The sequence below is a fragment of the Roseibium sp. genome (assembly GCF_965232425.1).
Lineage (GTDB): Bacteria > Pseudomonadota > Alphaproteobacteria > Rhizobiales > Stappiaceae > Roseibium.
Genome location: NZ_OZ246971.1, coordinates 3,394,731 through 3,419,542, shown reverse-complemented (window position 1 = coordinate 3,419,542; position 24,812 = coordinate 3,394,731). Strand labels below are relative to the sequence as shown.

The following is a 24,812-nucleotide window of genomic DNA, read 5'->3' as shown; positions in this document are numbered from 1 at the left end:
GCACCGTGATACGGCCAGGCAGTGGGGCCTTGGTGGACAGGCTTACTCTCCCAGCCTGACAGAGGAACTGCTGCCCTGCTCGGCGCTTGAGAAGCCCGCGCGATCGAGAACCTGGCTCGCACCGATCGAAATGACCACGATTGCGGCAAAGGCCGCGAACATAGCTCTCATTGTGTTTCTCCGTTCTTGTTCTGCGAGCCAGCCGCCGTTTTCAGATAGTTGACCAGGTCGGTCCGGTCCTCGGGCTTGGCGATCACCTGCATCGGCATTTTCGAGCCGGGGATGAAGTGATCCGGGCCATCCAGAAACAGCTGATCGATCGTCTCTTCCGTCCAGATGATATCAGACCCGGTCAGGGTTTTCGAATAGGGGTAGTCCGGCAGCGTACCGGCGCGTCGTCCGAAGACCTCGTAAAGGCTCGGCCCTGCCTTGCGCGCACTGCCCTCGGTCAGGGCGTGGCAGATGGAACACTTGCGCGCGAACTGCCGTTCGCCGTTCGACATCTGCTCCGGCTGGCGCAGGAATTGCGGCGTTTCCTTCGCCATCGGATCGAACTTTCCAAGGCCGGCAACCGGCCAGGAATAGACGATATCCTCGATCCCGCCCGCATGCAGAACCTCGCCATCCTTCGAAAAGGCCAGCGCCCAGATCGGTCCCTTCAATGCTGCCTTGAAATCGGATTCGATCGTCCATGTTTCGGTATCGAAAACGGTGATGTAGCCGTGGCCGTCACCGGTCGCGAGCCGCTTGCCGTCTTCGCTCAAGGACATGGCGAGAATGGGCCGCCGTTCCAGCGTGAAGTCGTGGAGCCGCTCGCCGCTTTCAATGTCGACGATCCGCGTGACACCGTCCTGCGATCCGTAGGCCACCCAGGTCTCATTGCTGTTGCGGCCGCCGAGCGCCAGCACGTTCACGCCGAAGCCGTTTCGGACTATGACGCGCTTTTCGGCCTTGGCCGCGACATCCCAGAGTATGATGGACCCGTCGACGGAGGCTGAATAAAGCCAGGCCCCATCCGCCGAAAACGCGACCTTGTTCACGCCTGCGCTGTGACCGCTCAGGAATGTCGGCGCGCCGCCATCCACCGGCCAGAGGCCGATTTTCGCGTCCCAGCTTGCGCTGGCGATCGTCCTGCCGTCAGGGGACACCGCCAGGCCCATGACCTTGGCCGTGTGGCCTTCGCGTTTTTCCTGGGAGCCGTTCTCAAGGTTCCAGAGGATCAGGGCGTTGTCATCACCGGCCGAGACAACGAGATCATCAGTGACGAAGCGCACCACCTTGACAGCGGCCTCGTGCCCGTCCAGCCAGTCCGGTTTGCGCCCGGACCAGATCCCGACCGCATTGTCGAAGCTTGCCGTCGCAACACGCCCGCTGTCCCGGGAGACGGTGATGTCCATGACAGGACCGCCATGCCCCTTCAGTGTCTCGAAATCGGCGGCAAATGACGGGCCGAAGGCGGACAAAGACAGGAACAATACCGTCACCGCAGACGCTCTCGGGGCGATCCGGGGGCCCCGCTTGCTCTGACCCGGAGAGCATGAGCCATGAAGACCGCGCATCCACCTGGAAATCGCAACGCCAAACCAAGAGAATGGGTCCCGGCTCTGCCTGTCGCTTGGCCGGGAAGACACCGAGACGGATTTCAAACCCAACACCACCGTTTCTGCCCTACTCAGCAGGAACCGCGTTCTTGTCGGGCGCTTCGGACTTGCGCTGCGCCTCTTCGACTTCCTTGACCCACAGGCCGTGGTGCTCACGCGCCCACTGCAGCTCGACCTCGCCGGACCCCATGGCATCGTAAGCACCTTCCATGCCCACGGAACCGATGTAGATGTGAGCGAGGATCATGGCGATCATCAGGAACGCAACGATCGTATGCCAGAGCTGGGCGTACTGCATTTCCTCGTGCGGCGCGAGTTCGGTCGGCAGGGTGCCGAGCCCGACAAGTTGCGGCAGACCGAGATTGTTCAGGATTTCGAAGGTCTTGGCGAACATCGGGAAATCGAACGGAAACAGCAGTGAAATGCCCGAGGCGGAAATCGAGGCCCCAAGGACGATCACGCCCCAGAAAATCATCTTCTGCCCGAAGTTGAATTTCTTCGCCGGAGGGTGCACGCCTTTTTTCAGGAGGCCGCCCCCGACCGCGATCCATTTCAGATCCGTCTTGTTCGGGATGTTGTGCACAACCCACATGACGAAAATCATCACAAGGCCGAGCATGAAGGCCCAGGACACGTTGTTGTGGACCCATTTGGACGCCAGCGCGATGGGCGCATAGGCATCCTTTCCGAGCAGCGGGATGATGGCGACCCGCCCGAAGAGAACGATCAGACCTGTAACGGCAAGCAAAATGAAACTGCCGGCGAGCAGCCAGTGCCCGAATCTTTCGATCATCTTGAAACGCGTGATGGTCCGGCCGGTCTTTTCGCCGTCGATCCGGATCCGGCCGCGAAGCAGGTAGAACAGGGCAAGGAAGGCAAGCGTGCCGGCGAGCAGATAGGCACCGTAGGTTTTCAACGGCCCGTTTCGGATTTCAAGCCAGCGCATGCCGCCGTCCTGCATCAGGACAGTGGCTTCCTTGCCGCCGGACGAGACCGTAATATCGGCGGATCCGAAACGCAGGGCGCGCCACAATTCGGGATCGGACACCCCTCCGAGCGTTCCCAGCTGATTTGTCATTCCGGCTGCCGAGTCGGGATCCCCGGTGGCATTGCGCCTGAAATCGTTATCGACCTTTTCACCGCGCTGGCGCTTCATGATGTCTTCGAGCGTCTGCGCACCGCCGGTCGCGCTCCGATCGGCCTGCGGTGGCTCCTGGGGCTGCTCCTGGGCAAGTGCCGGAGACAGAAATGCCAGAAGAACAACAACAGCCAAAACCAAGCGTTTCATAGCCGGATCCTCATTCCTTGTGCAGCGTTTAAAGCCTACCAGAGATGAAGAGGGCGGCAAGTTTGCCGCCCCGTTCAGATTTAGAGAGGGACCGGGAAGGTCCGGCGGCAGAGCCCCTCTGCCACCGCCGGACGCAGTCCGGTTTACCCGCCTCTTTGACCGTAGGCGGAGCCCCAGCCCCAAGCGCCGGAGCCGAAGCCGCGGGCAACCACACGCTCACGGTAGATGGCCGACACGACGTCGCCATCACCGGCAAGCAGGGCCTTGGTGGAGCACATTTCCGCACAAAGCGGCAGCTTGCCTTCCGCGATACGGTTGGCACCGTATTTCGCGCGTTCGGCGGTCGAATTGTTTTCTTCCGGACCACCTGCACAGAAGGTGCACTTGTCCATCTTGCCGCGCGATCCGAAGTTCCCGGCCTGCGGGAACTGCGGGGCGCCGAACGGACAGGCGTAGAAGCAGTAGCCGCAGCCAATGCACAGGTCCTTCGAGTGAAGAACCACACCTTCTTCGTTCTGGTAGAAACAATCGACCGGGCACACCGCCATGCAGGGCGCGTCCGAACAGTGCATGCAGGCCACGGAGATCGACCGTTCACCCGGGCTGCCATCATTGATGGTCACGACCCGGCGGCGATTGATCCCCCACGGCACTTCATTTTCGTTTTTGCAAGCCGTGACACAGGCATTGCACTCAATGCATCGCTCAGCGTCACAAAGGAATTTTGCTCTTGCAGCCATTGCGTCTCCTCCTTACGCGGCCGAGATCTTGCAGAGAGTCGCTTTCGTCTCCTGCATCTGGGTCACTGAGTCGTAGCCATACGTCTGAGCGGTGTTACAGCTTTCGCCGAGGACATAGGGGTCGGCACCTTTCGGATACTTCGACCTGAGATCCTCGCCCTGGTAATGACCACCGAAGTGGAACGGCATGAAGGCGACGCCTTCCCCGACCCGCTCGGTCACCATTGCCATGACTTTCACCTTGCCGCCCTCAGGGCCTTCGACCCAGACCTGCGCACCGTCGCGCACACCCAGGTTGTTGGCATCACGAGGATTGATCTCAACGAACATGTCCTGCTGAAGTTCGGCAAGCCACGGGTTGGACCGGGTCTCGTCACCACCGCCCTCGTATTCCACCAGGCGGCCGGACGTCAGGATGATTGGATAATCCTTCGAGAAGTCCTGCTTCTGGATAGAGGCATAGAGCGTTGGCAGGCGGTAGAATTTCCGGTCCTCATAGGTCGGATAGTCTGCCACCAGGTCGCGGCGGTTGGTGTAGAGCGGCTCGCGGTGCAGCGGCACCGGATCCGGGAACGTCCAGACGACGGCGCGGGCCTTCGCGTTACCGAAGGGTGCGCAGCCATGCTTGATCGCAACGCGCTGGATGCCGCCGGAAAGGTCGGTCTTCCAGTTCGTCTTCGGTCCTGCGACCGCTTCGATCGACGCACGTTCCTCGTCGGTCAGGTCGCCATCCCATCCAAGGTCCATGAGCATCTGCATCGTGAACTCGGGATAGCCGTCCTGGATTTCCGAACCGGGGTTCGAAACACCGTCGGCGAGCAGGTTGTCGCCGTCCCGCTCGACGCCGAAGCGTGCGCGGAAACACAGACCGCCTTCAGCGACAGGCTTGGACATGTCGTAAAGGTTCGGTGTGCCCGGGTGCTTCATGTCGGCGGTGCCCCAGCATGGCCACGGCATACCGTAGTATTCGCCGTCATTCGGTCCGCCCACGGCCTGAAGCGTGGTGCGGTCGAACGTATGCTGGTTCGCCATGTGCGACTTGATGCGCTCCGGCGACTGCCCGGTATAACCGATCGTCCACAGCCCGCTGTTGAACTCGCGGGTGATGCTTTCCACGTTCGGTGTTTCCGGATCGTCCATTTCGATGTTGCGGAACAGCCTGTCTCCCCAGCCGAACTTGTTCGCGAACTTGGCCATGATGACTTCGTCCGGAAGGCTCTCGAAGAGCGGCTCGACCACCTTGTCGCGCCACTGCAGCGAGCGGTTCGACGCGGTCACGGACCCGCGGGTCTCGAACTGCGTACAGGCCGGCAGCAAGTAGACGCCGTCGGTGCGGTCATGAAGCACGGCGGAAACCGTCGGATAGGGGTCGATCACGACCAGCATATCCAGCTTTTCCATGGCGGTCTTCATTTCCGTCATGCGGGTCTGCGAGTTCGGGGCGTGGCCCCAGAGAACCATCGCGCGAACCGCATTCGGCTGGTCGGTGTTTGCCGGGTCCTCGAGGACGCCGTCGATCCAGCGGCTGACCGGGATACCGGTGAGGTTCTGAAGGCTCTTTTCCTTGCCGTCAGAGCCTTTCACGGTCGCGAACTGCGCTTTCAGCCAGTCCGGATCCTCGTCCCAGACGCGTGCCCAGTGGCCCCAGGCACCTGCGCTCAGGCCGTAGTAGCCCGGCAGCGTGTGGCTGAGAACGCCAAGGTCCGTTGCGCCCTGAACGTTGTCGTGGCCGCGGAAGATGTTGGTTCCGCCACCGGTGGTGCCCATGTTGCCGAGGGCAAGCTGCAGCACGCAGTAGGCACGCGTGTTGTTGTTGCCGTTGGTGTGCTGGGTGCCGCCCATGCACCAGATCACGGTGCCCGGACGGTTGTTGGCAAGCGTCCGCGCGACGCGCTTCAGCTGGCTTTCCGGGGTACCGGTGACACGCTCGACTTCGTCAGGTGACCACCTGGCGACTTCTTCGCGGATCTGGTCCATGCCCCAGACACGCGTCCGGATGAACTCCTTGTCTTCCCAGCCATTGTCGAAGATGTGCCAGAGAATACCCCAGATCAGGGCCACGTCCGTACCCGGACGGAAGCGCACATATTCGTCGGCGTGGGCGGCGGTGCGCGTGAAGCGCGGATCGCACACGATCACCGGAGCGTTGTTCTGTTCCTTGGCGCGCAGCACGTGCAGCAGGGAAACCGGGTGAGCTTCAGCCGGGTTGCCGCCGATGATGAAGATGGCCTTGGAATTGTGGATGTCGTTGTAGCTGTTGGTCATGGCGCCGTAGCCCCATGTATTGGCTACGCCGGCAACCGTCGTCGAGTGGCAGATACGGGCCTGGTGGTCGACGTTGTTCGTGCCCCAGTAGGCTGCGAACTTGCGGAACAGGTAGGCCTGCTCGTTGTTGTGCTTCGCCGAGCCGAGCCAATAAACACTGTCCGGTCCGCTTTCCTCGCGAATCTGCATCATCTGGTCGCCGATGGCGTTGATCGCCTCGTCCCAGCTGACACGTTTCCATTCGCCGCCTTCTTTTTTCATCGGGTACTTCAGCCGACGCTCGCCATGTGCGTGCTCGCGGACCGCAGCGCCCTTGGCGCAGTGCGCACCGAGGTTGAAGGGGCTGTCCCATCCCGGCTCCTGGCCGGTCCACACGCCGTTCTTCACTTCGGCGATGACGGTGCAGCCGACGGAGCAGTGTGTGCAGACGGATTTTACGAGATTGACGGCCTCGTCGGACGACTGGGCCTGTGCCTGTGTAACGGTACCGCCTGTTGCGGTAATGGCGGCCAGGCCACCTGCGGCAACTCCGGATCCCTTCAGGAATGTCCGGCGGTCTACCGATTTGTGTGCAGCGTCTCTAAGGATACTTGCACCCTGGGGGCGTCGCGCAACCCCATTGGTCTTTTTCCTAAGCATATTGCCCTACCTTGCTTGTATCGGGTCCGATACTGCTGGGTTGGTTTTCAGCGAACCGGCCAGCGGGCGTCACGCAACCATAGGCCGGGTGTGAAGTCAGGGTCCGGTTAGAACCGGGCGCTGTCGAAGTAGGCGCGGGTGTGCGCTGTGTCCTGCATCTTGTCGGATGTAAGATCCACTTCCGCTGCTTGAGCGGTGCCGGAAACCGCTGTCGCGGCCACGGCTACAGGGGCCGACAGGGCCGCCAGTTTCAGGAAATCCCGGCGGCCAGAACCCTCACGGGGCACCGCTTGATCGGGCTTTTTCATCGTTGCAATCCTCCTCTCCTTGCAGCGGCCCGCGGCCACTTAAATTGCCAACGTGAACTTCAATTCGGCAGCATACCGAAGGCCTCGGCCTCAATCTCCATAAACTGCCGCCCCAAAGCACCGACCGCCCCGTAGAAGACGGAGGTTTTCGATGCTTCAAGATCCGAGAAAAAGTGTATTGCCCAAGGCTCGACATGATCCTGGAAGAACTGCTTCTGTTCAGCCACCGACGTAACGGTGCCGAAGCGGCCGACGATCATGCCTGCCATCATTTCCATGAGCGAGGCGATGTTGTCTTCCGGTTCATGGGTGCCGTCGGCGCGTCCGATCCCGCGTCTTGCCATGTCGGCGCGCAGGTTTGCTAACGGCTTCTCATTCAGAAACCCGGTGAGATAGTGACTTGCATAGGGAAGAAGTTCACCGCGCCCCAGCCCGACGAACAGGGCATTGAACTCGCGCTCTGCGGTTTCGGCCGATGTTACCGAGGCGACTTTGGCAAGCACGCCCAGCGCGTTTCCGAGCGTTGTGTCGTCAGCTGAAAGTCCCGAGACTTGCTTCAACAGGGCGGCGTCTGCCGGCTTGACCAGCAACAGTCCAATAAAATCATAGAGTTCTGATCGAGCCTGATCTTCAGGATCGATGACATATTCCGTGACCGCTGCGGACATCCGCGATCGTCCTCCCTCGTGCGCTGACCAGTTTCACCTTTTTGGCGCGCCTCTTACATTCAACTTTAGTATCAACTGTAGTCGAACCGCAAGCGCCGCCGTGTTACCTGAAAGTCGAACTCAACTTTTTCGGCTTCCGATTCTTGCGACTCCGCCCGGTTCTCCTGCTTTTCTTGAGATTGCAGGATATCGTCTGCTTGCGTCAATTGCACAGATGCTTGTTCATTTTCAACATAATCATTGTGCGCCGCAGCATCATCTTCGACGGCTTCATTTTCTTTTGAAATGTTTTCTTCTCCGGTTTTATCCGGATTCAAATCGGGCACTGCCTCGGCAGCGTCTTCAGCCTCCGCGAATTGCTCCAGCATGCCTTTCCCGATCTTGTAGACGGTCTGCAGATTGTTCACGACCGTCGCGGCGTCGGTATAGTCTTCTGCATAGTCGACGAGCCCGTCGAGATTCGCCAGCACGGGATTGAGGCCCCAGAGCCTGCGGAGCGCGCGCCGCCGGATCCGTTCCGGCACGGCCGCAGACAGGAACCCGGAAAAGTCGTCTTCCTTCGTCAGGGTCTCCGGATCGGGCAGACCGAGTTCCTCCAGCACGTCCTCATCGCTCTTTTCTTCCAGCGCCGCCCGTTCTTCCGCCGCCAGGGCGGCCTGCTCCTTTACCTGTTCGGCTTCTTCCGCCTTGCGGACCGCCGCCTTCCGGCGCGACCAGAAATCGCCGCCGGTCTCGTCCTGACCGCCGCCGCTCATTGCAGGGTGTCCTTGGGCTTGCGGCCGGGCGCACGGTAGACGTCGCTGATCTGCCGGATGCGGGCGTCCCCGATGCCGTCCTCTTTCAGGTCGATCCGCTTCTTGTCACGCTTGCGCTTGATGAAGATCTCGTCCTCGTGATGCAGTTCGACGAAATCGCGGATCCAGGCAATCAGCCCCGGAGGCATAGGCACCTTTTCCACCATGACGTCGCTCGTGTCGGCATAGTCCTGCCCCTCATAGGCGGATGCCGTGAGCAGCATGACGTCCATGGGCACATCGCGATCCACCTCGTCGGCCGGGCGCATGATCACGTAAATGGACGGGACCTTGTCCGAAAGCGCGGTGAGATAGGCTTCGGTATCCGTCCGGTAGAGTTCCAGGTTCAGCGTTGCCGCGTGATATTCGACAGCATCGCCTTCCTGCCGCATCACTTCCCAGTCGGCGGCTTTCGCGCCCGGAAGCAGGGAGACCGGCCGCCAGCTCCATTTCTGCCACCTGGTCACGCCGGGCAATCTTCTGACGACGACGCCGACCGGCATCGAGCGCGTTCTTTCAATTGTCACTGCGGACTTCCTCCCACCCGCGGATCATCAACCGCTTTTTCTTCCCTACATGCTGTAGCAAGTTGCAGAAATTTCAAGTCCGGCGGAAGTCGAACTTGACCTGATGCGACATACGCCCTTGATATGGTAGCCGGACATGCGCGAATCCGGTGGGGAGAATCCGGAACCGGCGGTCCCGGGAGAGGACGCAACAAGAATGACAGATTTGAAGCTTCTGCTGTGCGATTGCCGCAAAAGCCAGGCGATCGACGCAGAACGGTTGGAGGAGGCGTGCGGCGTCTCCTGTTCAAGGGTCTACTCTGAACTCTGCAGGGCCGAGGCCGGCATTGCCGAAGACGCGATCCGCTCGGGCAATGCGATGATTGCCTGCGGGCAGGAACAAAGCATCTTTCAGGAAATCGCCGCGGACATCGAGGCCGAGGAACCGCTGTTCGTCGATCTGCGTGACCGCGCCGGATGGAACGACGGCAGCGGCGATGCCGGCGCGAAGATGGCAGCGCTGATTGCCGACGCGCTCCTGCCGCGTCCGGGCGAGAAGGTCGTTGATGTCTCTTCAGCCGGAACATGCATCATTCTCGGCGATACGGAGGATGCGAGCGAAGCGGCAGACCTCTTGTGCGAGACCTTGAGCGTCACCGTGCTGCTTGCTCCCGACGCGGAACTGCCTGTCTCCGACGACCGGCGCTACGACATCGTCCGCGGACGCCTGAAGGGCGCGACCGGCGCACTTGGCGGCTTCAAGCTCTCCTTCGATGCCCTCCAGGAACGCATTCCCGGAGGCCGCGGTGCCTTCAACTGGACGGAGCCCCGCGATGGCGGTCGGACCGGCTGCGACATCATCGTCGATCTGCGCCGGGGAGCCCAGCCGCTGTTCCCCGCTCCCGAAAAACGCGAAGGTTATCTGCGCACGGATCCCGGCAACGCGGCGGCGCGCACCAAGGTGCTCATGGATGCCTCGCAGCTGATCGGAACCTTTGAAAAGCCGATCTACATCAAGCTGAACGAAGAGCTCTGTGCGCATTCGCGCGCGCAAAAACCTGGATGCTCCCGCTGTCTGAACCTGTGCCCGACGGGCGCGATCACGCCTGCTGGCGATCATGTCGCTGTGGACCCCATGACCTGCGCCGGATGCGGCAGCTGTTCGGCCGTTTGCCCCTCCGGGGCGATCTCCTATGACGCGCCGCCGGTGGACCATGTGTTCAAGCGCATTCAGACACTCGCATCGACATGGCGGAAACTCGGGACGGGCAGCCCGCGCCTGCTGGTTCACGACGCAAGCCACGGGCTTGACATGATCCGGCTGAGCGCGCGTTACGGCAAGGGTCTACCGAGCGACGTCATTCCGCTCGAGATTGCAGCCTTGGCGGGCTTTGGCCATGCCGAAATGCTGGCCGCCCTCGCGAGTGGTTTCATGTCCGTGACCCTGCTCCTGTCGCCGGGTACCGAAAAGGACGGACTTCCCTTCCAGGCCGAACTGACCGCGACACTCGCCGGTGATGACCGGATCAGCCTGATCGAGCCGGCGGATCCGGATCAGCTCGACGACCTGCTGCGCGTTGAGACGCCTGGCGCCCTTCCCGTGCAGCCCATCCTGCCCGTCGGCTCGCGCAGGCAGGTTACGCGGCTTGCCGCAAAGGCGCTGAATTCCGGCGACGAACCGATCACGCTACCCGCCGGCGCGCCCTACGGCGCCCTCGACATCAAGCTGGACAGTTGCACGCTCTGCCTGTCTTGCGTTTCCCTTTGTCCTTCGGGGGCCTTGAAAGAGAACCCGGACAAGCCGCAGCTCCGCTTTCAGGAGGATGCGTGTCTTCAATGCGGCATCTGCACCAACATCTGCCCGGAGAGCGCGCTGTCGCTGGATCCGCGCCTGAACCTTGCCGACGAAGCCCTGACACCCATCGTTCTCAAGGAAGAAGAGCCTTTTGAATGCATCGAATGCGGCAAGCCGTTCGGCGTGCGCTCGATGGTGGAACGCATGACCGAGAAGCTCGCCGGCAAGCACGGCATGTTCAAGGACAACAAGGCCGCGTCACTCATCCAGATGTGCGACGACTGCCGCGTGAACGCGGTCTACCATTCGGAAAACAATCCCTTTGCCATGGGAGAACGTCCGAAGGTACGCACCACCGACGACTACATCAGCAAACGGCGCGACCATTGATAACGGCGGAACGTGTTCACTGGTACTGGATCGGTGCTCCGAGATCGGCCGGCGGTATCCTGGAAACGAAGGCCAGGATGGCATCGAGTTCGTCCAGCGTGATCTCGACCGGTGCGATCGGCGACGGCCGGCTGATGTCGAAGGGTTCGGTCACCCCGTCCACCTGCGTGAACGAGGGGTGCGGGTTCAGGGCGAAGAACGCTTCGAAGCGCGCGCGCCAGTCGGAAAAACTCCGCATCACCGCAAAGGACGGCGACGACCCGATTGTCGTCAGCCGGGTCGCCTCGTTCACCATGTGGCAGCGTCCGCAATGGACGACGGCCAGTTTCTCTCCGGAAACGACGTCGCCGGCAATCGCCTCCGAAACAGCTTCCTTCGGCTTGGCAACCGCGGCCGTGAACACCTGCCCGCTGTCCGGCTTGAACGACGCGATGGTGTTCTTGCCGACATCGCTGACAAGCCAGTCCTCGAAGCGTGCGACATGTTCATTGCCTGCATCCGCAATGCCCAGATACCAGTCCTTGCCGATACCCGAAAAGGCCGGAGTCCCGGCATTCGACGTCGAAAAGACCGCCTCGGCGGTCCCGGTCTCCGGCACGATTTCAATCCGCACACCGGTCTTGAGCGAGAACCGCGGCAACAGGTGCTTCAGGAAGCCGGACGCGACAAGGTCGTCCGGCGCACTCAGGCGGAATGTCTTGGCGAAGGCCTCGCCCGTCACGCCCGGCCCTGCGACAAAAAACAGTCCGATCAAGACTGCAAATATAAAACGGCAGCACACGCGCTCCTCCCTCACGTTGCTGACAGAACACGTTAGGTTAGGGGGGAAATCATTCAGCCGTCAATTCACACGCTGCTTATAGAGAGGTTAAGATGAGCGACGAATTCAACATGTCCATGCGCAAGTTCCTGAAACAGGTCGGCGTGACATCCCAGCAGGCGATCGAGGAAGCGGTCAGGAAGGCCGGTGCCTCGGAGGGCAGGAAATACAAGGTCAAGGCAGTCGTGACGATTGAGGAAATCGGCCTTGAACATGAGGTAAACGGCGAGATCGAGGGGTAAACACGTCGTGTCACTGACGCGGGAAACGGTTCTAAATTCACTCAAGTCCGTCAAGGATCCGGCAACCGGTGACGACATCGTCGCCATGGGCATGGTGCGTGCGCTTCAGATCGGCGAAGGCACCATCCGCTTCGTGATGGAAATCGACGCCAGCCGCATGAACGAGATGGAAGCGCTGAAGAGCGAGGCCGAATCATGCCTGTCGCAGCTCGACGGGGCCGGAAACGTTCAGATCATCATGACGGCCCATTCGGAAAAAGCGGCCGAGCCGTCCAAACCGGCCAAGCCGAGCGAACCCACGCCGATCAAACCCCGTCCCGCGCCTCCTGGAACCTCCGGACCGCAGCGGGTCCCCGGGATCGACAGGGTCGTTGCCGTTGCCTCCGGCAAGGGCGGCGTTGGCAAATCGACGGTCGCGGCCAACCTTGCCTGCGCGCTGGCAGCAGAGGGCCGCAAGGTCGGTCTGCTCGACGCGGATGTCTACGGTCCGTCGCAACCGAAAATGCTCGGCATCTCCGGACGCCCGACATCGCCGGACGGCCAGATGATCCTGCCGCTGCGCAACCATGGCGTCACGCTGATCTCCATCGGACTGATGACCTCCGGGGACCAGGCTGTTGTCTGGCGCGGTCCGATGCTGATGGGCGCACTGCAGCAGATGATGAGCCAGGTGCAGTGGGGCGCGCTCGACATTCTCATCGTCGACCTGCCGCCTGGAACCGGCGACGTCCAGATGACGCTGTCGCAGAAATTCATCGTCGACGGCGCGATCATCGTGTCGACGCCGCAGGATGTTGCGCTTCTGGACGCCCGCAAGGGCATCGACATGTTCCAGCAGATGCAGGTACCGATTATCGGAATGATCGAAAACATGTCGACGCATATCTGTTCCAAATGCGGTCACGAGGAACATGTCTTCGGACATGGCGGCGTCGCCGCGGAAGCGGAAAAGCTGGGCGTTCCGCTTCTCGCGGAAGTCCCGCTGCATCTGAACATCCGCCTGGCCGGTGACGGTGGTACACCGATCGCGGTCGAGAACCCGGACGCGCCCGAGGCGGCCGTGTTCAGAAAACTCGCGAAAACACTCGTTGCGGAGGGACAGGCGTGAGCGATCTGCAGTTCCCGCCGATGTTCCAGGGAGAAGGCCTGACCGGCCCCGCCGATCCGTTCGATCGGGCCCTGGCGCTTGCAATCACCGGCACGGACGCGGGTACGGTCGTCTACAATTTCTCAGGCGACACCCTGAAAGCCAGCCTGATCTTCACCCCGGAAGTGCCGCTGGAAGAAGCCATGGCGACCTTGCCCGTCTGCGGCCTCGGGTTTCAGGCCGCTCTCGGCGCTCTTGCCCCGCCGGAGGTCGCCGTCCATCTGGAATGGGACGGCACGATCCGCGTGAACGGCGCTGTCTGCGGAAAGATGCGCCTCAAGGCGTCAACGTCGGATCCGGCGGAAACACCGGACTGGCTGGTTCTCGGCCTGGAGCTCAACATGACCAGTTCGACGGAAAATCCGGGCACCGACGCCGACACGACCTATCTCTCCGAGGAAGGCTGCGCCGAAATCACGCCGGATGGCCTTCTTGAAGCCTGGGTGCGCCATAGCCTTTACTGGATCAACCGCTGGCTCGACGAGGGGCTGCGGCCCGTTCACGCCGACTGGCGCGGCCTTGTCCCCACGCTCGGGGAGCCGATAGACATCGATGGCAAGTCCGGAACCTTCGTCGGGGTGGACGAGAATTTCGGAATGCTGCTCAGAACCGGGGACGAGACGACCCTGATCCCGCTTTCGAGCCGACTGGAGACCTGAACTCATGAAACTGGCCCGTGCGATCCACATGGATGACAGCGACCGCAATGTCTATTTCTCGCCGGCGCGAACCGGTGAATGGTGCCTGTCGGGAGGCTTCGAGTTTTCCGACTGGACGGAGGCCGACCTTGTGGGCAAGGCCCGGCAGGCGTTTTCAAACGGCTGGCTCGGTCTGGAGACGTTCGGCCGTGTCACCTTCGTCGCGATCACGCCGGTCAGCGAGGACGAGTTCTCCGCCCTGGTCGACAATCTGGCCCGCCATTTCGTCGAAGTCTATGGCGCGCCATCGGTCGATGCGGCCAGAGGCGTCGCCGAGGACGAACTCCGTTACATGGCCGAGCTTTGCACCGAGCACGACGAGAACATGCTGCTTGCCGTTCACCGTGAACTCACTGATGAAGGCGTGAAGGAAAGCTACAGCGCCATCGAGGCCCCCGCCGCGGAACTGGATCTCGTCGCGATGCACGGGGACATGCAATAAACGCCATGAATCTCGACAACCAAGACTGAACTCCCGACCGGCCTGAACGAGTGCCTTGCCGCCGGCGCAGAGGCCGACTAGTCTCTTGCTTCGGAGGCAACCGATGACACGTCATTTTCAGACTGTGGTGAGACACGAGCACATGGAGCGATAGCGGCGGTCCGTGCCGTTTTCCATGTGCCCCCGGCCTCGAACGGGGGCATTTTTTTTGACTTGACCTGATTAGAGAAACCCTTGGCCCGCACACCGCCACATCTCATCACGATCATTCTGCTGACCGCGTTTTCACCGCTGTCGCTGAACATGTTCCTGCCGTCCCTCGGCACGATCGCCGTGGATCTTCAGACGGACTATGCCCTGGTGAGTATCGCGATTGCGGGCTATCTGGCCGCAACAGCAGTGATACAACTGATCGTCGGCCCGCTGGCGGACCGCTACGGCCGGCGTCCTGTCCTCCTCGCCGCGCTGGTGCTCTTCAGCGCTGCATCATTTGTCTGCGCGCTGGCGGAGAATATCTGGGTGTTTCTGCTGTTCCGGATGCTGCAGGGGAGCATCGTCGCCGGGAACACGTTGTCGCTCGCCATCGTGCGTGACACGAACCCGCCGCAACAGGCCGCGGGACTGATCGGTTACATCAGCATGTGCATGGCCGTCGTTCCCATGCTTGGTCCTGTTCTGGGTGGGCTTCTGGACACCGCGTTCGGCTGGCGTTCCAGCTTTTATCTCTACACGACCTGTGGACTTCTGATCCTGGCGCTCTGCTGGTTCGATCTGGGGGAAACGAGACCGGAGAGGCAGGACGGCGCCCCGCCGCTGGCACGCGCGATCGTTGAACTCGTCAGGGATCCCCGCTTTGCCGCCTATGCACTCTGCTCGACCTTCACGGTGGGCGCCTTCTTCATCTTTCTCGCCGGCGCACCGCTGATCGCGACAATTTCTTTCGGTGTGACCACCGCGGAACTCGGGTTTCTGATCGGCAGCATCACCGTCGGGTTTTCCGCCGGCGGCTTTCTGGCGGGCAAACTGTCGTCACGACTGCCGCTGCCCGCAATGATGCTGGTCGGGCGGCTCACGGCCTGCATCGGTCTTTCGGTTGGCTTGCTGGTGTTTCTTCTGGGCGGTGCGTCGCCCTACGCCTTTTTCGCCGGCACGATCTTTGTCGGCATCGGCAATGGCATCACCATGCCGGGCAGCAACACCGGCGCAATGTCGGTGAGACCCGATCTCGCCGGGAGCGCCGCGGGACTGACCGGTTCGATGGCGCTTGCCGGCGGCGCGGCACTGACAAGCCTGACCGGTATCGCGATCGGATCAGGCGATCAGCCGGTCACCGTGCTTGCGCTCATGCTCGCCAGTTCCGCCATCGGACTGGCGGCCGCCTTAGCCGCCCTGCTTCTCGAGCGGCGCGCCAGAGCAAGGCCGCTGGCCACGCCTTGAGCGTTTCGTCAGGAATGGCGAAGCAAGGCGGATTACCGCCTTGCCCCTTTCTTCTTTTTCCAGAACGGCTCGATATCGCCGGCCATGATGCAGCCGAACGGATCGATATAGTCCTCGATCTCGGCCAGACCGTATTTCTTGATCTGGGCGACGACCGCGTCCGCCTTCTTGTAGCCGGACGGCAGTTCGGAGACGTCGATCTTCTCCTCGAAGAAGCGGATGTCGAGCCCTTCCGTTTCTGCGCGGAGCATCTCTTCCGGTGTCTTGCCGAGCGAACGGCGCTTGTGCTCGGAACGCGAGAAGTTGCGCCCCGCACCATGCGGTGAGAATCCGAGCGCATGACCGGCGTCCTTGCCGCGCACGACCAGAACCGGCTCCGCCATATTCAGCGGGATCAGGGTCAGGCCGGTCGCGTCCGACGCATAGCCGTCCCAGGCAGGCGTTGCCCCCTTGCCGTGGTAGAAGAGCCCGTCGCGTTCGAACACGAAGTTATGCTCGTTCCAGAAACGGTTCGAGTGGCTCGCACCGCTCGCCTCGACCGTCGCCTGATGCAAAGCGTTGTGGTTGGCCTTGGTCCACTTGCGGATCAGCTGCAACGCGTCCCAATAGGCTTTCCCTTCCTCGCTCTCGGACGGGATCCAGGCATTCTGCTTCAAGGTCTTTGGCGATAGCTTCCTGCGGTATTTCTCCGCAACGCTCATGCCGATCCTGTAGAGCAGTGCGCCCGGTCCGCGCGATCCGTGATGGGTCACCATCGCGGTCTTGCCGGTTTTCCTGGAGACGCCGACAAACAGGAAATGGTTGCCGTCGCCCTGGGTTCCCAGATGCTCCTGCGCCGAACGCAGGATCTTCGGGTTGTTCAGGAACCGGTTCTCGCGGAACTGGTCGTAAAGGTCCATCGACATGGTGAAGCGCTTGCCGTTGGCACGCCCGCCGCCGCCGAAATGGGTCACCGAATGCGCCGCATCCAGAGCCCCCTTCGGGTCGGCATCCTCGAACTCGGTCATCATCACCGAGCAGCAGATATCGGCACTGTGCATCCCCGGATGGATCGCACCGCGCGCCGCCACCACACCGCCGACAGGAATGGTTCCGAGCGGACCGGCCGGACAGGCGTCCGGCATGATGGCCCCGGCTTCGACCGTCGGTGTGCGCATCAGCTCCGTCATGTGATGCTTGACCGCCTTCAGGTTCACCTCTTCGTCTTCGCCTTCCGCGTCCAGGTTGACGTGAAACGGCTTTGCTCCCGAGGCGGCCAGCGGCAGAACCGGGTCCGGCTTGTAGCTTTCCAGCATCTGGCGCACGGCCTCCAGCGGTGTGCCTTCATCAAGCGCGGCCTGGCCGTCCCTGAGGGCGGTACCGAAGGCCTTGCCTTCTTCGTGGCCCCAGGCAGCCAGCATCGTGCTGGTCAGCGTCATCGTTTCCGTTTCATTCGTCATCGTCTTTTTCCTTCATACCCGCCTGGCGGCAAGCGGCGGCAGGACGCGTTGCATTGAACAACACTTCTGCCGGCATCCGCCAGGCTATGCGGGGCAAGGTCGGGCAAGATCTTTTCCGCCACCGGATTGCTCCGGGTCAGACTTGAACTGGCACGGGAAGCGCTTTCGCGCCTCCCCTCCCGGCCCTGCCGGGAGGCGTCTGCCTGTAATCCTGCCGGCATCCCCGATATCGCGGCAGTGCCGCATTCAGATACCTCATTCAAATTCATTTGCGGTCAGGGCAACAAATGGGTGCAAAACGTTCCTGCTCTACCGGTTGAGCTACGCTGCCTCACTTGGTTGCAGCGGCGGGACTCGAACCCGCAACCTGGCGATTATGAGTCGATGTAGTTCTGCGGGCATTCGCCCTGACCGTGTTTTCGGGTGCGGCGGCAACGAATGACAGGACACTCATGGTCAAGAATGTAGTCCTGCCGGCATCCGCCGCGATTTATCGTCTGGTCTCCGTTTCGTGTCCGGGCCGGTCCGTGTCCGGCCTAAAGGTCAGGCCGGTCAGGGCGACAAGGTGGGTGCAAAACACTCCTGCTCTATCCGTTGAGCTACGCTGCATCAGTTGGTTGCAGCGGCGGGATTCGAACCCGCAACCTGGCGATCCACAGTCGATGTAGTTCTGCAGGCATTCGCCCTGACCGGTTCAATTCCCTGTTGAGATGCGGCGGCAAGAGTGAAGAAACCCGGAGAGCCCCGCTCAAGCCTGAGAGCGCGTGCACGATCAACCTGTGCTCAAAAGGGCGCAGACAAGCTGATCCGGAGGGGAGTCGAACCCGCTCGGGCTGTTCCGATCCTGGAGCAATGTAGTTCCTTCGGCATCCGCCAAATCTCTTTGTCGGCACGGCGGGCAATCACCCGCCGCGCCTTCAAGTGTCATTCGAGATCGATTGCCTCGACCTCGCCGACCCACTGGTCGGCAGTCATGGTGCCCTTGGCGAAGGCCGCGACCTGGTCGAACACCGCATCGGAGAAGCCCCCGATGTTGAGGATATCCGGCCGCGGCTTGGCCTGGGTCGACCCGTAAGGCGCGATATCGATGCACACCATCTTTGCGTCCGGGTTGCGCCTTTTCAGCGTTTCCCATTCACGCATCACACCGGTCTGGTGACCCGACTGGATCCCGGCCCAGGACTGGTTATCCGAAACCAGGATGACCAGATCCGGAGCACGCCGCTTGGCATTCAGCCACGCCAGCGGTGCCGCACAGTTCGTTCCGCCGCCCCACTGCTCGGTGAGCTTGCGGGCATTGGTCATCACCGTGTCTCGCCCGGTCAGCTTGACCGGCCGCACCTTGACCTCGAACGGCAGAACCGTGGCCCCGCGGTTTCGGCGCAGAACGGCTGCAGCGACCAGGGCCGCAACATCAACGCAGCGCGTTGCCGTCGTCGCCCCCTTTCGGTACCCGGTCACCGGCGAGGCCATGGAACCGGAGACATCCGGGCACACCACCACCTGGCCCTTGAGGGCCGGGACATTGGCGACCGAGATCTCCATGGCTTCATGCATCGCCTCGCGGATCTCCGCCGGCATCTCGTCCGACAGGGCCTGAAAACCCGTCAGCAGCTGATACGGGAAGGCACGCGCCTTCCTGATCCGCTTCGGATCCTTCAGGATATCCGCCACCAGACGCACGGCCGGCGTCTTTTCGAACCTTGCACCTTCAAAGACGCCGTGGCGCAGGAAGGTGTTCAGGTTCATGCGCACCATGTTCCAGGTCCCGCGCTCCGCCAGCTTCGTCCAGTCTTCCGTCGAAAGCGGCAGATGCGTCAGCATCTGGAACGGGACATCGGGCAGTGCCCGGCCTTTCGGGTTCTCCTTGAACGCCACATAGGCACGGACCTGTTCCGGCAGCTTTTCAACGTCACAGGGCTTGCCGATCAGCCAGGCGAACAGGGCATCTCGCTCTGCATCGCGCGGTTTCGGGTGCACCATCTTGATGACGTCTGCCAGCGACGGATCGTTGCCGATCGAAGCCTGCAGCAGCTGATACTCCGTTGCCGCGTTCAGCCAACCGCGAACGAGCGCCTTCGGCCGGGTGCCGAGCGACTTGCGCCCCGTCTGCCCGGAACGCATGATCTGCACGAAGTTGCGCAGCATCCTGCCGTCAGTGATCACATGCGGAAACGCCCTGGCGAGCAGACCCGCGTCACGCGATGCCAGAACCGCCAGCAACAGCGCAGGCAGATCCTTCATCCTGCCTTTCTGACGGGCGTAGACCGCCGTTTTTGCCAGAAACGCATCCGGAACCATGTCGGCGGCCTTCAGAACCGCCTCCAGTTCCAGCTCTGCGGACTGGTAGAACGTGTTGCCGATGGACCCGGTCGCCGCCAGCTGGGCCAGCTTGTCACGGTCCTCGTAGGCATAGGCCTTGCCACCCGCCAGGTTCCTGGCGTCGGCTTTGCCGGAAAAGCGCCCGCGCTGGGATGCAAACAGGGTTTTGTTCGCCATTTTCTCTCTCCTCAAATCCGCGCCCCGAAAGCGTTGGGGTTGATGTCCGTGTTGAGAAGGAGAATGCCCGCACCCGGCGCAACGCAAAACAAAAAAACAGAACCAGGATAAATGCATGAAATATATATTCTTTTTGCCAAATTGACATTTCGGCAAGGATATAATCCTATAAAAAAATATAGCAAATTATAAAATTGGATATGCATCTGTGAAAAAGAACGTTGTCATCGGCTTTCTCGGCACCCAACTGGACGCGGGCAAGAAGCGCCGGTGGCGGCCATCGATTGCCGTGACCCAGCATGGCCTCTTTCCGGTGCACCGCCTGGAACTGCTCTACGACAGGGCCCATCATCGCCTGGCCCAGAACGTGAAACGCGAGATCGAGGACGCCAGCCCTGCAACCGAGGTGTGGCTGCAGCAGGTCGATCTGCGCGATCCCTGGGACTTTCAGGAAGTCTATGGCGCCCTCTTCGACTTCGCGCGGGACTACGGCTTCGACGAGGATCGGGAGGACTATTTCGTCCACCTGACGACGGGAACGCACGTCGCCCAGATCTGCTGGTTTCTGCTGACCGAATCCCGCCACGTTCCGGCCAAGCTGGTGCAGACCTCCCCGCCGCGCGGCGAGGACAGCGACATCGCCGGTCAGTACAACATCGTCGATCTCGACTTGTCGCGCTACGACGCCCTGCAGCAGCGGTTCGATCTCGTCGCCGAGGAATACAACGCGCTCTTGAAGGCGGGCATAGAAACGCGCAACGCGGCCTTCAACAGCCTCATCGAACGGATCGAACTGGTCGCCACCAACACCGATGCCCCTCTCCTGCTGCTCGGCGATACCGGCACGGGCAAGAGCGAACTGGCCGAACGCATCTACGAACTGAAACTCCAACGGCGCCGGGTCAAGGGCCGCCTGGTTCACGTGAACTGCGCGACACTTAAGGGCGAGCGCGCCATGTCCAGCCTGTTCGGTCATCGCCGGGGATCGATGGGCACCGGCAGCCCGGACCGCCGCGGCTTGCTGCGGGAAGCCGATGGCGGCGTCCTGTTCTTGGATGAGATCAACGAACTCGGCCTCGACGAACAGGCGATGATCCTGCACGCGGTCGAAACCGGCCGCTTCCTGCCGGTCGGCTCCGATCACGAGATCACCAGCCGCTTCCAGCTGATCGCGGGTACCAACCGCAATCTCGGGCAACTCGTCTCGGAAGGACGCTTCCGGCCGGATCTTTACGCAAGGCTGAATCTCTGGACGTTTCGGTTACCATCCCTCACCGAACGGCGCGAGGACATCGAGCCCAATATCGAGTTTGAACTCGACAGGTCGGAAAAGCTGCTCGGCAACCGGGTCGGCTTCAACGCGGATGCGCGCACCCGGTATCTGGATTTCGCCGCCTCCCCGGCAACGCCATGGCCCGGCAACTTTCGCGACCTTGGTGCATCGGTTCAGCGCCTGTGCACGCTGGCACCGCGCGGACGCATCACCCTGTCGCTCGTGCAGCAGGAAGTCGAAGCGCTTGAACGCCAGTGGACAAGTGCGGAAGTGAACCCCGATGACGTTCTGCTGCAGGATCTCCTTGGCGACAGGGTCACGGAAATCGACGCCTTCGACAGGGTTCAACTGGCCTATGTCATCCGTGTCTGCCGCAAGAGCCCATCCCTGAGCGCTGCCGGCAGATCCCTGTTTGCGGCCTCGCGCGCAACACGAACAAGCCGCAACGACGCCGACCGCCTCAAGAAATATCTCGACCGGTTCAGCCTGAACTGGGCCGCCATCACGGCAGACGAGAGCTGAGGCAGCGACCGGCTGCCCCTCCCCGTTTCAATGCCTTCAGGACTCATAACAGCGCTATCGCGTCCGCGTGAAAACCCGCGAGCACGCGTTGAAATAAACGTCAGAACCGGGAACACCCAGTTGAATGCAAGTTACCGACGGCCTTCCTAAATCAAGGGCGCAACAAGATCTGTAACCTGGAAGGCTAATGAACATGATGACACTTACTTCTGAAAACAGGTTGGTCGGCGCACTGCCCACGATCAACTTCGCAACACTCGGGCTGATGTTCGTCTCCGGCTTCTTCGCAACGGTCGCCTTCGACCTCTGGGGCCAGGTGATCAGCCCGGCGCTCGGTTTCGCCAAGCTCTCCCCCCATGGCCTGGCCCAGAGCCTGCTCGGCAGCCTCGGACTTCCCAACAATGCATTCGCCGGATACTTCGTTCACTTCTACGTCGTCGGACTGATCGGCTACCCGATCGGCTGGATGTTCATTTTCGCACCGCTGTGGCAGCGCGTGGTCGGCAACACCCACTGGTTCATCCCGTCCGCGATCTACGGCTTCGGGCTCTGGGTCTTTGCCATCGGCGGCATCACCTCCCTTGCAGGCCTGCCCTTCTTCCTGAACTTCACCGGAATCGTCTGGGTCGCCCTGATCGGCCACGTTCTCTACGGCATCGTCATGGTCGCCATGCTGCACGTGATCGAAAAGCAGCAGAACGCCTGAATAACAAGAAGAGGAAGTCCAACTATAAGGGCGGCCTACGCCCACCTGAAAAGAACGCGCCACCTCGTGGCGCGCTTTTTCGTTCAGGGCCATGATCCGGGATCGTTCAACGATTGCCGCCCATCCTTCGGGGCGGTGCTTGCGCGCTTTCTCAGGATGAGGTCGAGGCGAGGCTTGGCGCCCGGTCAGGTGAGGAACGCCAGGAGCAAGCGTATCTCCGTCCTCAATCGTCACCTCGCCACTCACACCGGCCAGTCGTCCTGGATAAGACCGACACCCTTGCGCCCGGCGTCCAGCATGGTCTCCGCCGCCGCGTCGTTGTCGGCCAGGCGCGCCAGCGTGACGGTGCCGAGCATCAGGGCGAGCGTCGCAAGTCCCTGGGCCGGGTCGTCCCCGGACGTGAGCTGCGCCGAAGTCCTCTGAAGGGCGTCATATCCTTCTCGGCGGGCATCAGGTGCCCCTCTGTTGAGCTCTCCGGCAAGCGCTGCCAAAGGACATCCGTCTCCCCGGCTGCCGACATGGCACAGCGACAGGTAGGTGTCGATGTAGTCACGCCGCGCTGCCGCTTTCGCGTCACCAGTGTCGGCGGCCTCCATGTCGGCAAGGACCCCATCCACGGCCGTCCTGAACGCGGCGGCAACGAGTTCGTCCTTCGATTTGAAATGCCGGTAAAAGCCGCCATGGGTCAGGCCCGCAGCCTGCATGACGTCCGAGACACTGGTCGTCTCGACACCGCGTTCGCGGAAAATCTCGCCGGCTTTCTCCAATATCCTGTTGTGTGATTTCCGTTTTTCGGCTTCCGACATTCGCGGCATGGGCGCGGCTCTCCCCGGGGCTTGACATTATAGATTTCATCTATCATCTATATTTTTAGATTACAATCATCATCTATAAAGGACGCCTGATCGTGAAACCCAAGATCCTCGTGACCAGCGCAGCCGGAAAGACCGGCCTGCCAACCGTTCTGCAACTGCGCGAAAAAGACTTTCCGGTGAGGGCGTTTGTCAGACGGCGCGATAGCCGCTCGGCACAGCTTGAACGCGCCGGCGCGGATATCTTCGTCGGCAATCAATACGCATTGACCGACATGCGCGCCGCGATGGACGGTGTGAAGCGTGCCTATCAGTGTGCGCCGACGGCCCCCAACGGTCTGCATTTCAACGCGGTCTTCACGGTTGCCGCGAACGAGGCGAAACTGGAACACGTGGTGACGCTGGGGCAATGGCTCAGCTCTGCCGATCACCCGTCGCTGTTCACCAGGGAAGTCTATCTCTCCGACGCCATGATCCGGCTGTCTCCAGCCATGAGCGTGACCTCGGTCGACCCGGGATGGTTTGCCGACAACTATCTCATGGTCATCGGCATGGCCGCGCATCTGGGACTTTTCACCATGCCGCTCGGACCGGGGGACGAAAAGAAAAACGCGCCGCCATCCAACGAGGATATCGCCCGTGTCGCCGTTGAGGCGCTGACCGACCCAGAGACGCACGCGGGCGGGAGCTACCGCCCGACCGGACCGGAACTGCTGTCGCCGAACGACATTGCCGCAGCCATGGGACGCGCGCTCGGTCGCCGCGTCCGGTACATGGACATCTCCGAAAAGATGATGACCAAGGCCCTGCGCGCCCTGCCGCCGTCGAACTATTCGGAAGCCGCCGTCTCTCAGCTCGCTATTTATGCGGAGGAATACCGGCGCGGCAGTTTTGCGGTCAACGCACCGACCGGCGACGTCCAGCGTCTTACAGGCCGGGCTCCAGAACCCTTCGAGACCATCGTGCGCCGGACGGTCGCCGTGCAGCCGGACCTGAAGCAAAGCCTGCCGGCCTCGGCGCGTGCACTGGCCGGGTTCCTGAAGATCCTGCTGACACCAGCCCTTGATCTCGACCGCATCCAGTCGCAGCGGGACTATGTCCGGATTGCAGCCCCGAGATACAGCCAGGATGCACCGGAGTGGACCGAAACCCATGCGCCGGCGGCACCGCTTTCAACACCCGCAAAAGTCGCCTGATTTTCTGAAACCGGAGGAATACGGAACCATGACCGACAACACGGCCTTGCTCACACGGAACAGCCGCTTCGCGGACACGTTCGCAGCCGCAGATCTTCCCGTATTGCCGAAACTCGGCACGCTGATCCTCACCTGCATCGACGCCAGGGTTGATCCCGCCCATGTTCTCGGTCTCGACCTGGGGGATGCCGTTGTCCTGCGCAACAATGGCGGACGGGTCACGCCGGCAATCATCGACGAAATCGCGACCCTCGCCTTCATGGTGGGCAAAATGACCGGGAATCCGGCACCTGAATTCAATGTTGTCCTGATGCAGCACACGCAATGCGGCGCCCAGAATTTTGCCAGCCCAGACTTTCAAGACGCGCTTCACAGCGCATTGGGGATCGACGTCTCCCAGTCCGCGATCCTGGATCAGGAGACGGACCTGAAACGTGACATCGACCGGCTGCGCGACGCGCCGGTGATCCCCGGCGGACTCACGGTCTCCGCCTTGCTTTATGACGTAAAGACCGGACGCGCCGGCGAGATCAGCGCTCCACGAAGGCTCGCGGACATTCGCAGCAGCTGAAGCAAACTCAATGC

The 24,812-nt window shown here is 61.6% G+C and carries 23 protein-coding genes; 10 read left to right on the top strand and 13 right to left on the bottom strand.

Going from position 1 to position 24,812, the window contains the following annotated elements; all coding sequences use genetic code 11:
* Positions 1 to 42 precede the first annotated feature (42 nt).
* The 9 genes from ACO08A_RS15755 to ACO08A_RS15715 all read right to left on the bottom strand — a co-directional run bounded on the left by ACO08A_RS15755 (position 43) and on the right by ACO08A_RS15715 (position 8,830).
* Positions 43 to 171 (bottom strand): hypothetical protein, encoded by a 129-nt coding sequence (locus ACO08A_RS15755; RefSeq protein ID WP_319383915.1) that lies wholly within the window; start codon positions 169 to 171, stop codon positions 43 to 45.
* Entirely contained in the window at positions 168 to 1,484 is a 1,317-nt protein-coding gene (locus ACO08A_RS15750) for a c-type cytochrome (RefSeq protein WP_422036948.1), read from the bottom strand. The genes ACO08A_RS15755 and ACO08A_RS15750 overlap by 4 nt, the downstream gene beginning before the upstream one ends.
* 184 nt (positions 1,485 to 1,668) lie before the next feature.
* Entirely contained in the window at positions 1,669 to 2,889 is a 1,221-nt protein-coding gene (locus ACO08A_RS15745) for a formate dehydrogenase subunit gamma (protein ID WP_422036947.1), read from the bottom strand.
* Between the two features lie 143 nt (positions 2,890 to 3,032).
* On the bottom strand, positions 3,033 to 3,629 hold the full coding sequence (gene fdh3B / locus ACO08A_RS15740; RefSeq protein WP_306144908.1) for a formate dehydrogenase FDH3 subunit beta: 597 nt from the start codon (positions 3,627 to 3,629) through the stop codon (positions 3,033 to 3,035).
* A gap of 12 nt (positions 3,630 to 3,641) precedes the next feature.
* A complete protein-coding gene (locus ACO08A_RS15735) occupies positions 3,642 to 6,533 on the bottom strand; it encodes a formate dehydrogenase subunit alpha (RefSeq protein WP_422036946.1) in 2,892 nt (963 codons plus the stop codon).
* 107 nt (positions 6,534 to 6,640) lie between these two features.
* Positions 6,641 to 6,841, bottom strand: a complete 201-nt coding sequence (locus ACO08A_RS15730) for a twin-arginine translocation pathway signal protein (protein WP_421979587.1) — start codon at positions 6,839 to 6,841, stop codon at positions 6,641 to 6,643.
* Positions 6,842 to 6,900: 59 nt separating this feature from the next.
* Positions 6,901 to 7,509: a TorD/DmsD family molecular chaperone gene (locus ACO08A_RS15725; protein ID WP_422036945.1), complete on the bottom strand. Its 609-nt coding sequence runs from the start codon at positions 7,507 to 7,509 to the stop codon at positions 6,901 to 6,903.
* A 71-nt stretch (positions 7,510 to 7,580) separates the two neighbouring features.
* Positions 7,581 to 8,264: a DUF3306 domain-containing protein gene (locus ACO08A_RS15720; RefSeq protein WP_422036944.1), complete on the bottom strand. Its 684-nt coding sequence runs from the start codon at positions 8,262 to 8,264 to the stop codon at positions 7,581 to 7,583.
* Positions 8,261 to 8,830 carry a DUF3305 domain-containing protein gene (locus ACO08A_RS15715; RefSeq protein ID WP_421979590.1) on the bottom strand — a complete coding sequence of 190 codons (570 nt, stop codon included), beginning with the start codon at positions 8,828 to 8,830 and terminating at the stop codon, positions 8,261 to 8,263. Before ACO08A_RS15715 ends, ACO08A_RS15720 begins: the two co-directional genes overlap by 4 nt.
* Positions 8,831 to 9,026: 196 nt before the next feature.
* Here ACO08A_RS15715 and ACO08A_RS15710 point away from each other — a divergent pair, with 196 nt between their 5' ends.
* The gene (locus ACO08A_RS15710) at positions 9,027 to 10,994 is read left to right on the top strand and encodes a 4Fe-4S binding protein (RefSeq protein WP_422036943.1); all 1,968 of its coding nucleotides are present in this window, start codon (positions 9,027 to 9,029) and stop codon (positions 10,992 to 10,994) included.
* Between the two features lie 16 nt (positions 10,995 to 11,010).
* On the opposite strand, the gene ACO08A_RS15705 is transcribed toward ACO08A_RS15710, so the two are convergent.
* Entirely contained in the window at positions 11,011 to 11,748 is a 738-nt protein-coding gene (locus ACO08A_RS15705; protein ID WP_422036942.1) for a hypothetical protein, read from the bottom strand.
* A 119-nt stretch (positions 11,749 to 11,867) separates the two neighbouring features.
* Here ACO08A_RS15705 and ACO08A_RS15700 point away from each other — a divergent pair, with 119 nt between their 5' ends.
* The 5 genes from ACO08A_RS15700 (at position 11,868) to ACO08A_RS15680 (ending at position 15,780) form a co-directional block, all read left to right on the top strand.
* Positions 11,868 to 12,056 carry a DUF6494 family protein gene (locus ACO08A_RS15700; protein WP_421979593.1) on the top strand — a complete coding sequence of 63 codons (189 nt, stop codon included), beginning with the start codon at positions 11,868 to 11,870 and terminating at the stop codon, positions 12,054 to 12,056.
* Between the two features lie 7 nt (positions 12,057 to 12,063).
* Entirely contained in the window at positions 12,064 to 13,164 is a 1,101-nt protein-coding gene (locus tag ACO08A_RS15695; protein WP_422036941.1) for an Mrp/NBP35 family ATP-binding protein, read from the top strand.
* Positions 13,161 to 13,862 (top strand): DUF4444 domain-containing protein, encoded by a 702-nt coding sequence (locus tag ACO08A_RS15690; protein ID WP_422036940.1) that lies wholly within the window; start codon positions 13,161 to 13,163, stop codon positions 13,860 to 13,862. The genes ACO08A_RS15695 and ACO08A_RS15690 overlap by 4 nt, the downstream gene beginning before the upstream one ends.
* A 4-nt stretch (positions 13,863 to 13,866) precedes the next feature.
* Entirely contained in the window at positions 13,867 to 14,343 is a 477-nt protein-coding gene (locus tag ACO08A_RS15685; protein WP_422036939.1) for a DUF6505 family protein, read from the top strand.
* Positions 14,344 to 14,577: 234 nt separating this feature from the next.
* Positions 14,578 to 15,780 (top strand): multidrug effflux MFS transporter, encoded by a 1,203-nt coding sequence (locus ACO08A_RS15680; protein ID WP_422036938.1) that lies wholly within the window; start codon positions 14,578 to 14,580, stop codon positions 15,778 to 15,780.
* A gap of 32 nt (positions 15,781 to 15,812) precedes the next feature.
* Here ACO08A_RS15680 and ACO08A_RS15675 read toward each other — a convergent pair whose 3' ends face one another.
* Positions 15,813 to 17,219, bottom strand: a complete 1,407-nt coding sequence (locus ACO08A_RS15675) for an RtcB family protein (RefSeq protein ID WP_422036937.1) — start codon at positions 17,217 to 17,219, stop codon at positions 15,813 to 15,815.
* Positions 17,220 to 18,143: 924 nt separating this feature from the next.
* Positions 18,144 to 19,718 (bottom strand): RNA-binding protein, encoded by a 1,575-nt coding sequence (locus tag ACO08A_RS15670; RefSeq protein WP_422036936.1) that lies wholly within the window; start codon positions 19,716 to 19,718, stop codon positions 18,144 to 18,146.
* Positions 19,719 to 19,926: 208 nt separating this feature from the next.
* Between ACO08A_RS15670 and rtcR the strand changes: the two genes are divergently transcribed.
* On the top strand, positions 19,927 to 21,513 hold the full coding sequence (gene rtcR / locus ACO08A_RS15665; RefSeq protein ID WP_422036935.1) for an RNA repair transcriptional activator RtcR: 1,587 nt from the start codon (positions 19,927 to 19,929) through the stop codon (positions 21,511 to 21,513).
* Positions 21,514 to 21,706: 193 nt separating this feature from the next.
* Entirely contained in the window at positions 21,707 to 22,219 is a 513-nt protein-coding gene (locus ACO08A_RS15660; RefSeq protein WP_422036934.1) for a hypothetical protein, read from the top strand.
* A gap of 242 nt (positions 22,220 to 22,461) precedes the next feature.
* Here the strand turns inward: ACO08A_RS15660 and ACO08A_RS15655 are convergent, their stop codons facing one another.
* Positions 22,462 to 23,034, bottom strand: a complete 573-nt coding sequence (locus tag ACO08A_RS15655) for a TetR/AcrR family transcriptional regulator (protein WP_422036933.1) — start codon at positions 23,032 to 23,034, stop codon at positions 22,462 to 22,464.
* Positions 23,035 to 23,126: 92 nt separating this feature from the next.
* On the opposite strand from ACO08A_RS15655, the gene ACO08A_RS15650 reads away from it, so the two are divergent.
* Together ACO08A_RS15650 and ACO08A_RS15645 are read left to right on the top strand one after the other, a co-directional pair.
* A complete protein-coding gene (locus ACO08A_RS15650; protein ID WP_422036932.1) occupies positions 23,127 to 24,227 on the top strand; it encodes an NmrA family NAD(P)-binding protein in 1,101 nt (366 codons plus the stop codon).
* 28 nt (positions 24,228 to 24,255) lie between these two features.
* Positions 24,256 to 24,798 (top strand): carbonic anhydrase, encoded by a 543-nt coding sequence (locus ACO08A_RS15645; protein ID WP_422036931.1) that lies wholly within the window; start codon positions 24,256 to 24,258, stop codon positions 24,796 to 24,798.
* Positions 24,799 to 24,812 lie beyond the last annotated feature (14 nt).

Coding starts and splice junctions, on each gene's coding strand:
- ACO08A_RS15755 (WP_319383915.1), bottom strand. CDS start 171: ATGAGAGCTATGTTCGCGGCCTTTGCCGCAATCGTGGTCATTTCGATC.
- ACO08A_RS15745 (WP_422036947.1), bottom strand. CDS start 2,889: ATGAAACGCTTGGTTTTGGCTGTTGTTGTTCTTCTGGCATTTCTGTCT.
- fdh3B (WP_306144908.1), bottom strand. CDS start 3,629: ATGGCTGCAAGAGCAAAATTCCTTTGTGACGCTGAGCGATGCATTGAG.
- ACO08A_RS15735 (WP_422036946.1), bottom strand. CDS start 6,533: ATGCTTAGGAAAAAGACCAATGGGGTTGCGCGACGCCCCCAGGGTGCA.
- ACO08A_RS15730 (WP_421979587.1), bottom strand. CDS start 6,841: ATGAAAAAGCCCGATCAAGCGGTGCCCCGTGAGGGTTCTGGCCGCCGG.
- ACO08A_RS15725 (WP_422036945.1), bottom strand. CDS start 7,509: ATGTCCGCAGCGGTCACGGAATATGTCATCGATCCTGAAGATCAGGCT.
- ACO08A_RS15720 (WP_422036944.1), bottom strand. CDS start 8,264: ATGAGCGGCGGCGGTCAGGACGAGACCGGCGGCGATTTCTGGTCGCGC.
- ACO08A_RS15710 (WP_422036943.1), top strand. CDS start 9,027: ATGACAGATTTGAAGCTTCTGCTGTGCGATTGCCGCAAAAGCCAGGCG.
- ACO08A_RS15700 (WP_421979593.1), top strand. CDS start 11,868: ATGAGCGACGAATTCAACATGTCCATGCGCAAGTTCCTGAAACAGGTC.
- ACO08A_RS15685 (WP_422036939.1), top strand. CDS start 13,867: ATGAAACTGGCCCGTGCGATCCACATGGATGACAGCGACCGCAATGTC.
- ACO08A_RS15675 (WP_422036937.1), bottom strand. CDS start 17,219: ATGACGAATGAAACGGAAACGATGACGCTGACCAGCACGATGCTGGCT.
- ACO08A_RS15670 (WP_422036936.1), bottom strand. CDS start 19,718: ATGGCGAACAAAACCCTGTTTGCATCCCAGCGCGGGCGCTTTTCCGGC.
- ACO08A_RS15660 (WP_422036934.1), top strand. CDS start 21,707: ATGATGACACTTACTTCTGAAAACAGGTTGGTCGGCGCACTGCCCACG.
- ACO08A_RS15655 (WP_422036933.1), bottom strand. CDS start 23,034: ATGCCGCGAATGTCGGAAGCCGAAAAACGGAAATCACACAACAGGATA.
- ACO08A_RS15645 (WP_422036931.1), top strand. CDS start 24,256: ATGACCGACAACACGGCCTTGCTCACACGGAACAGCCGCTTCGCGGAC.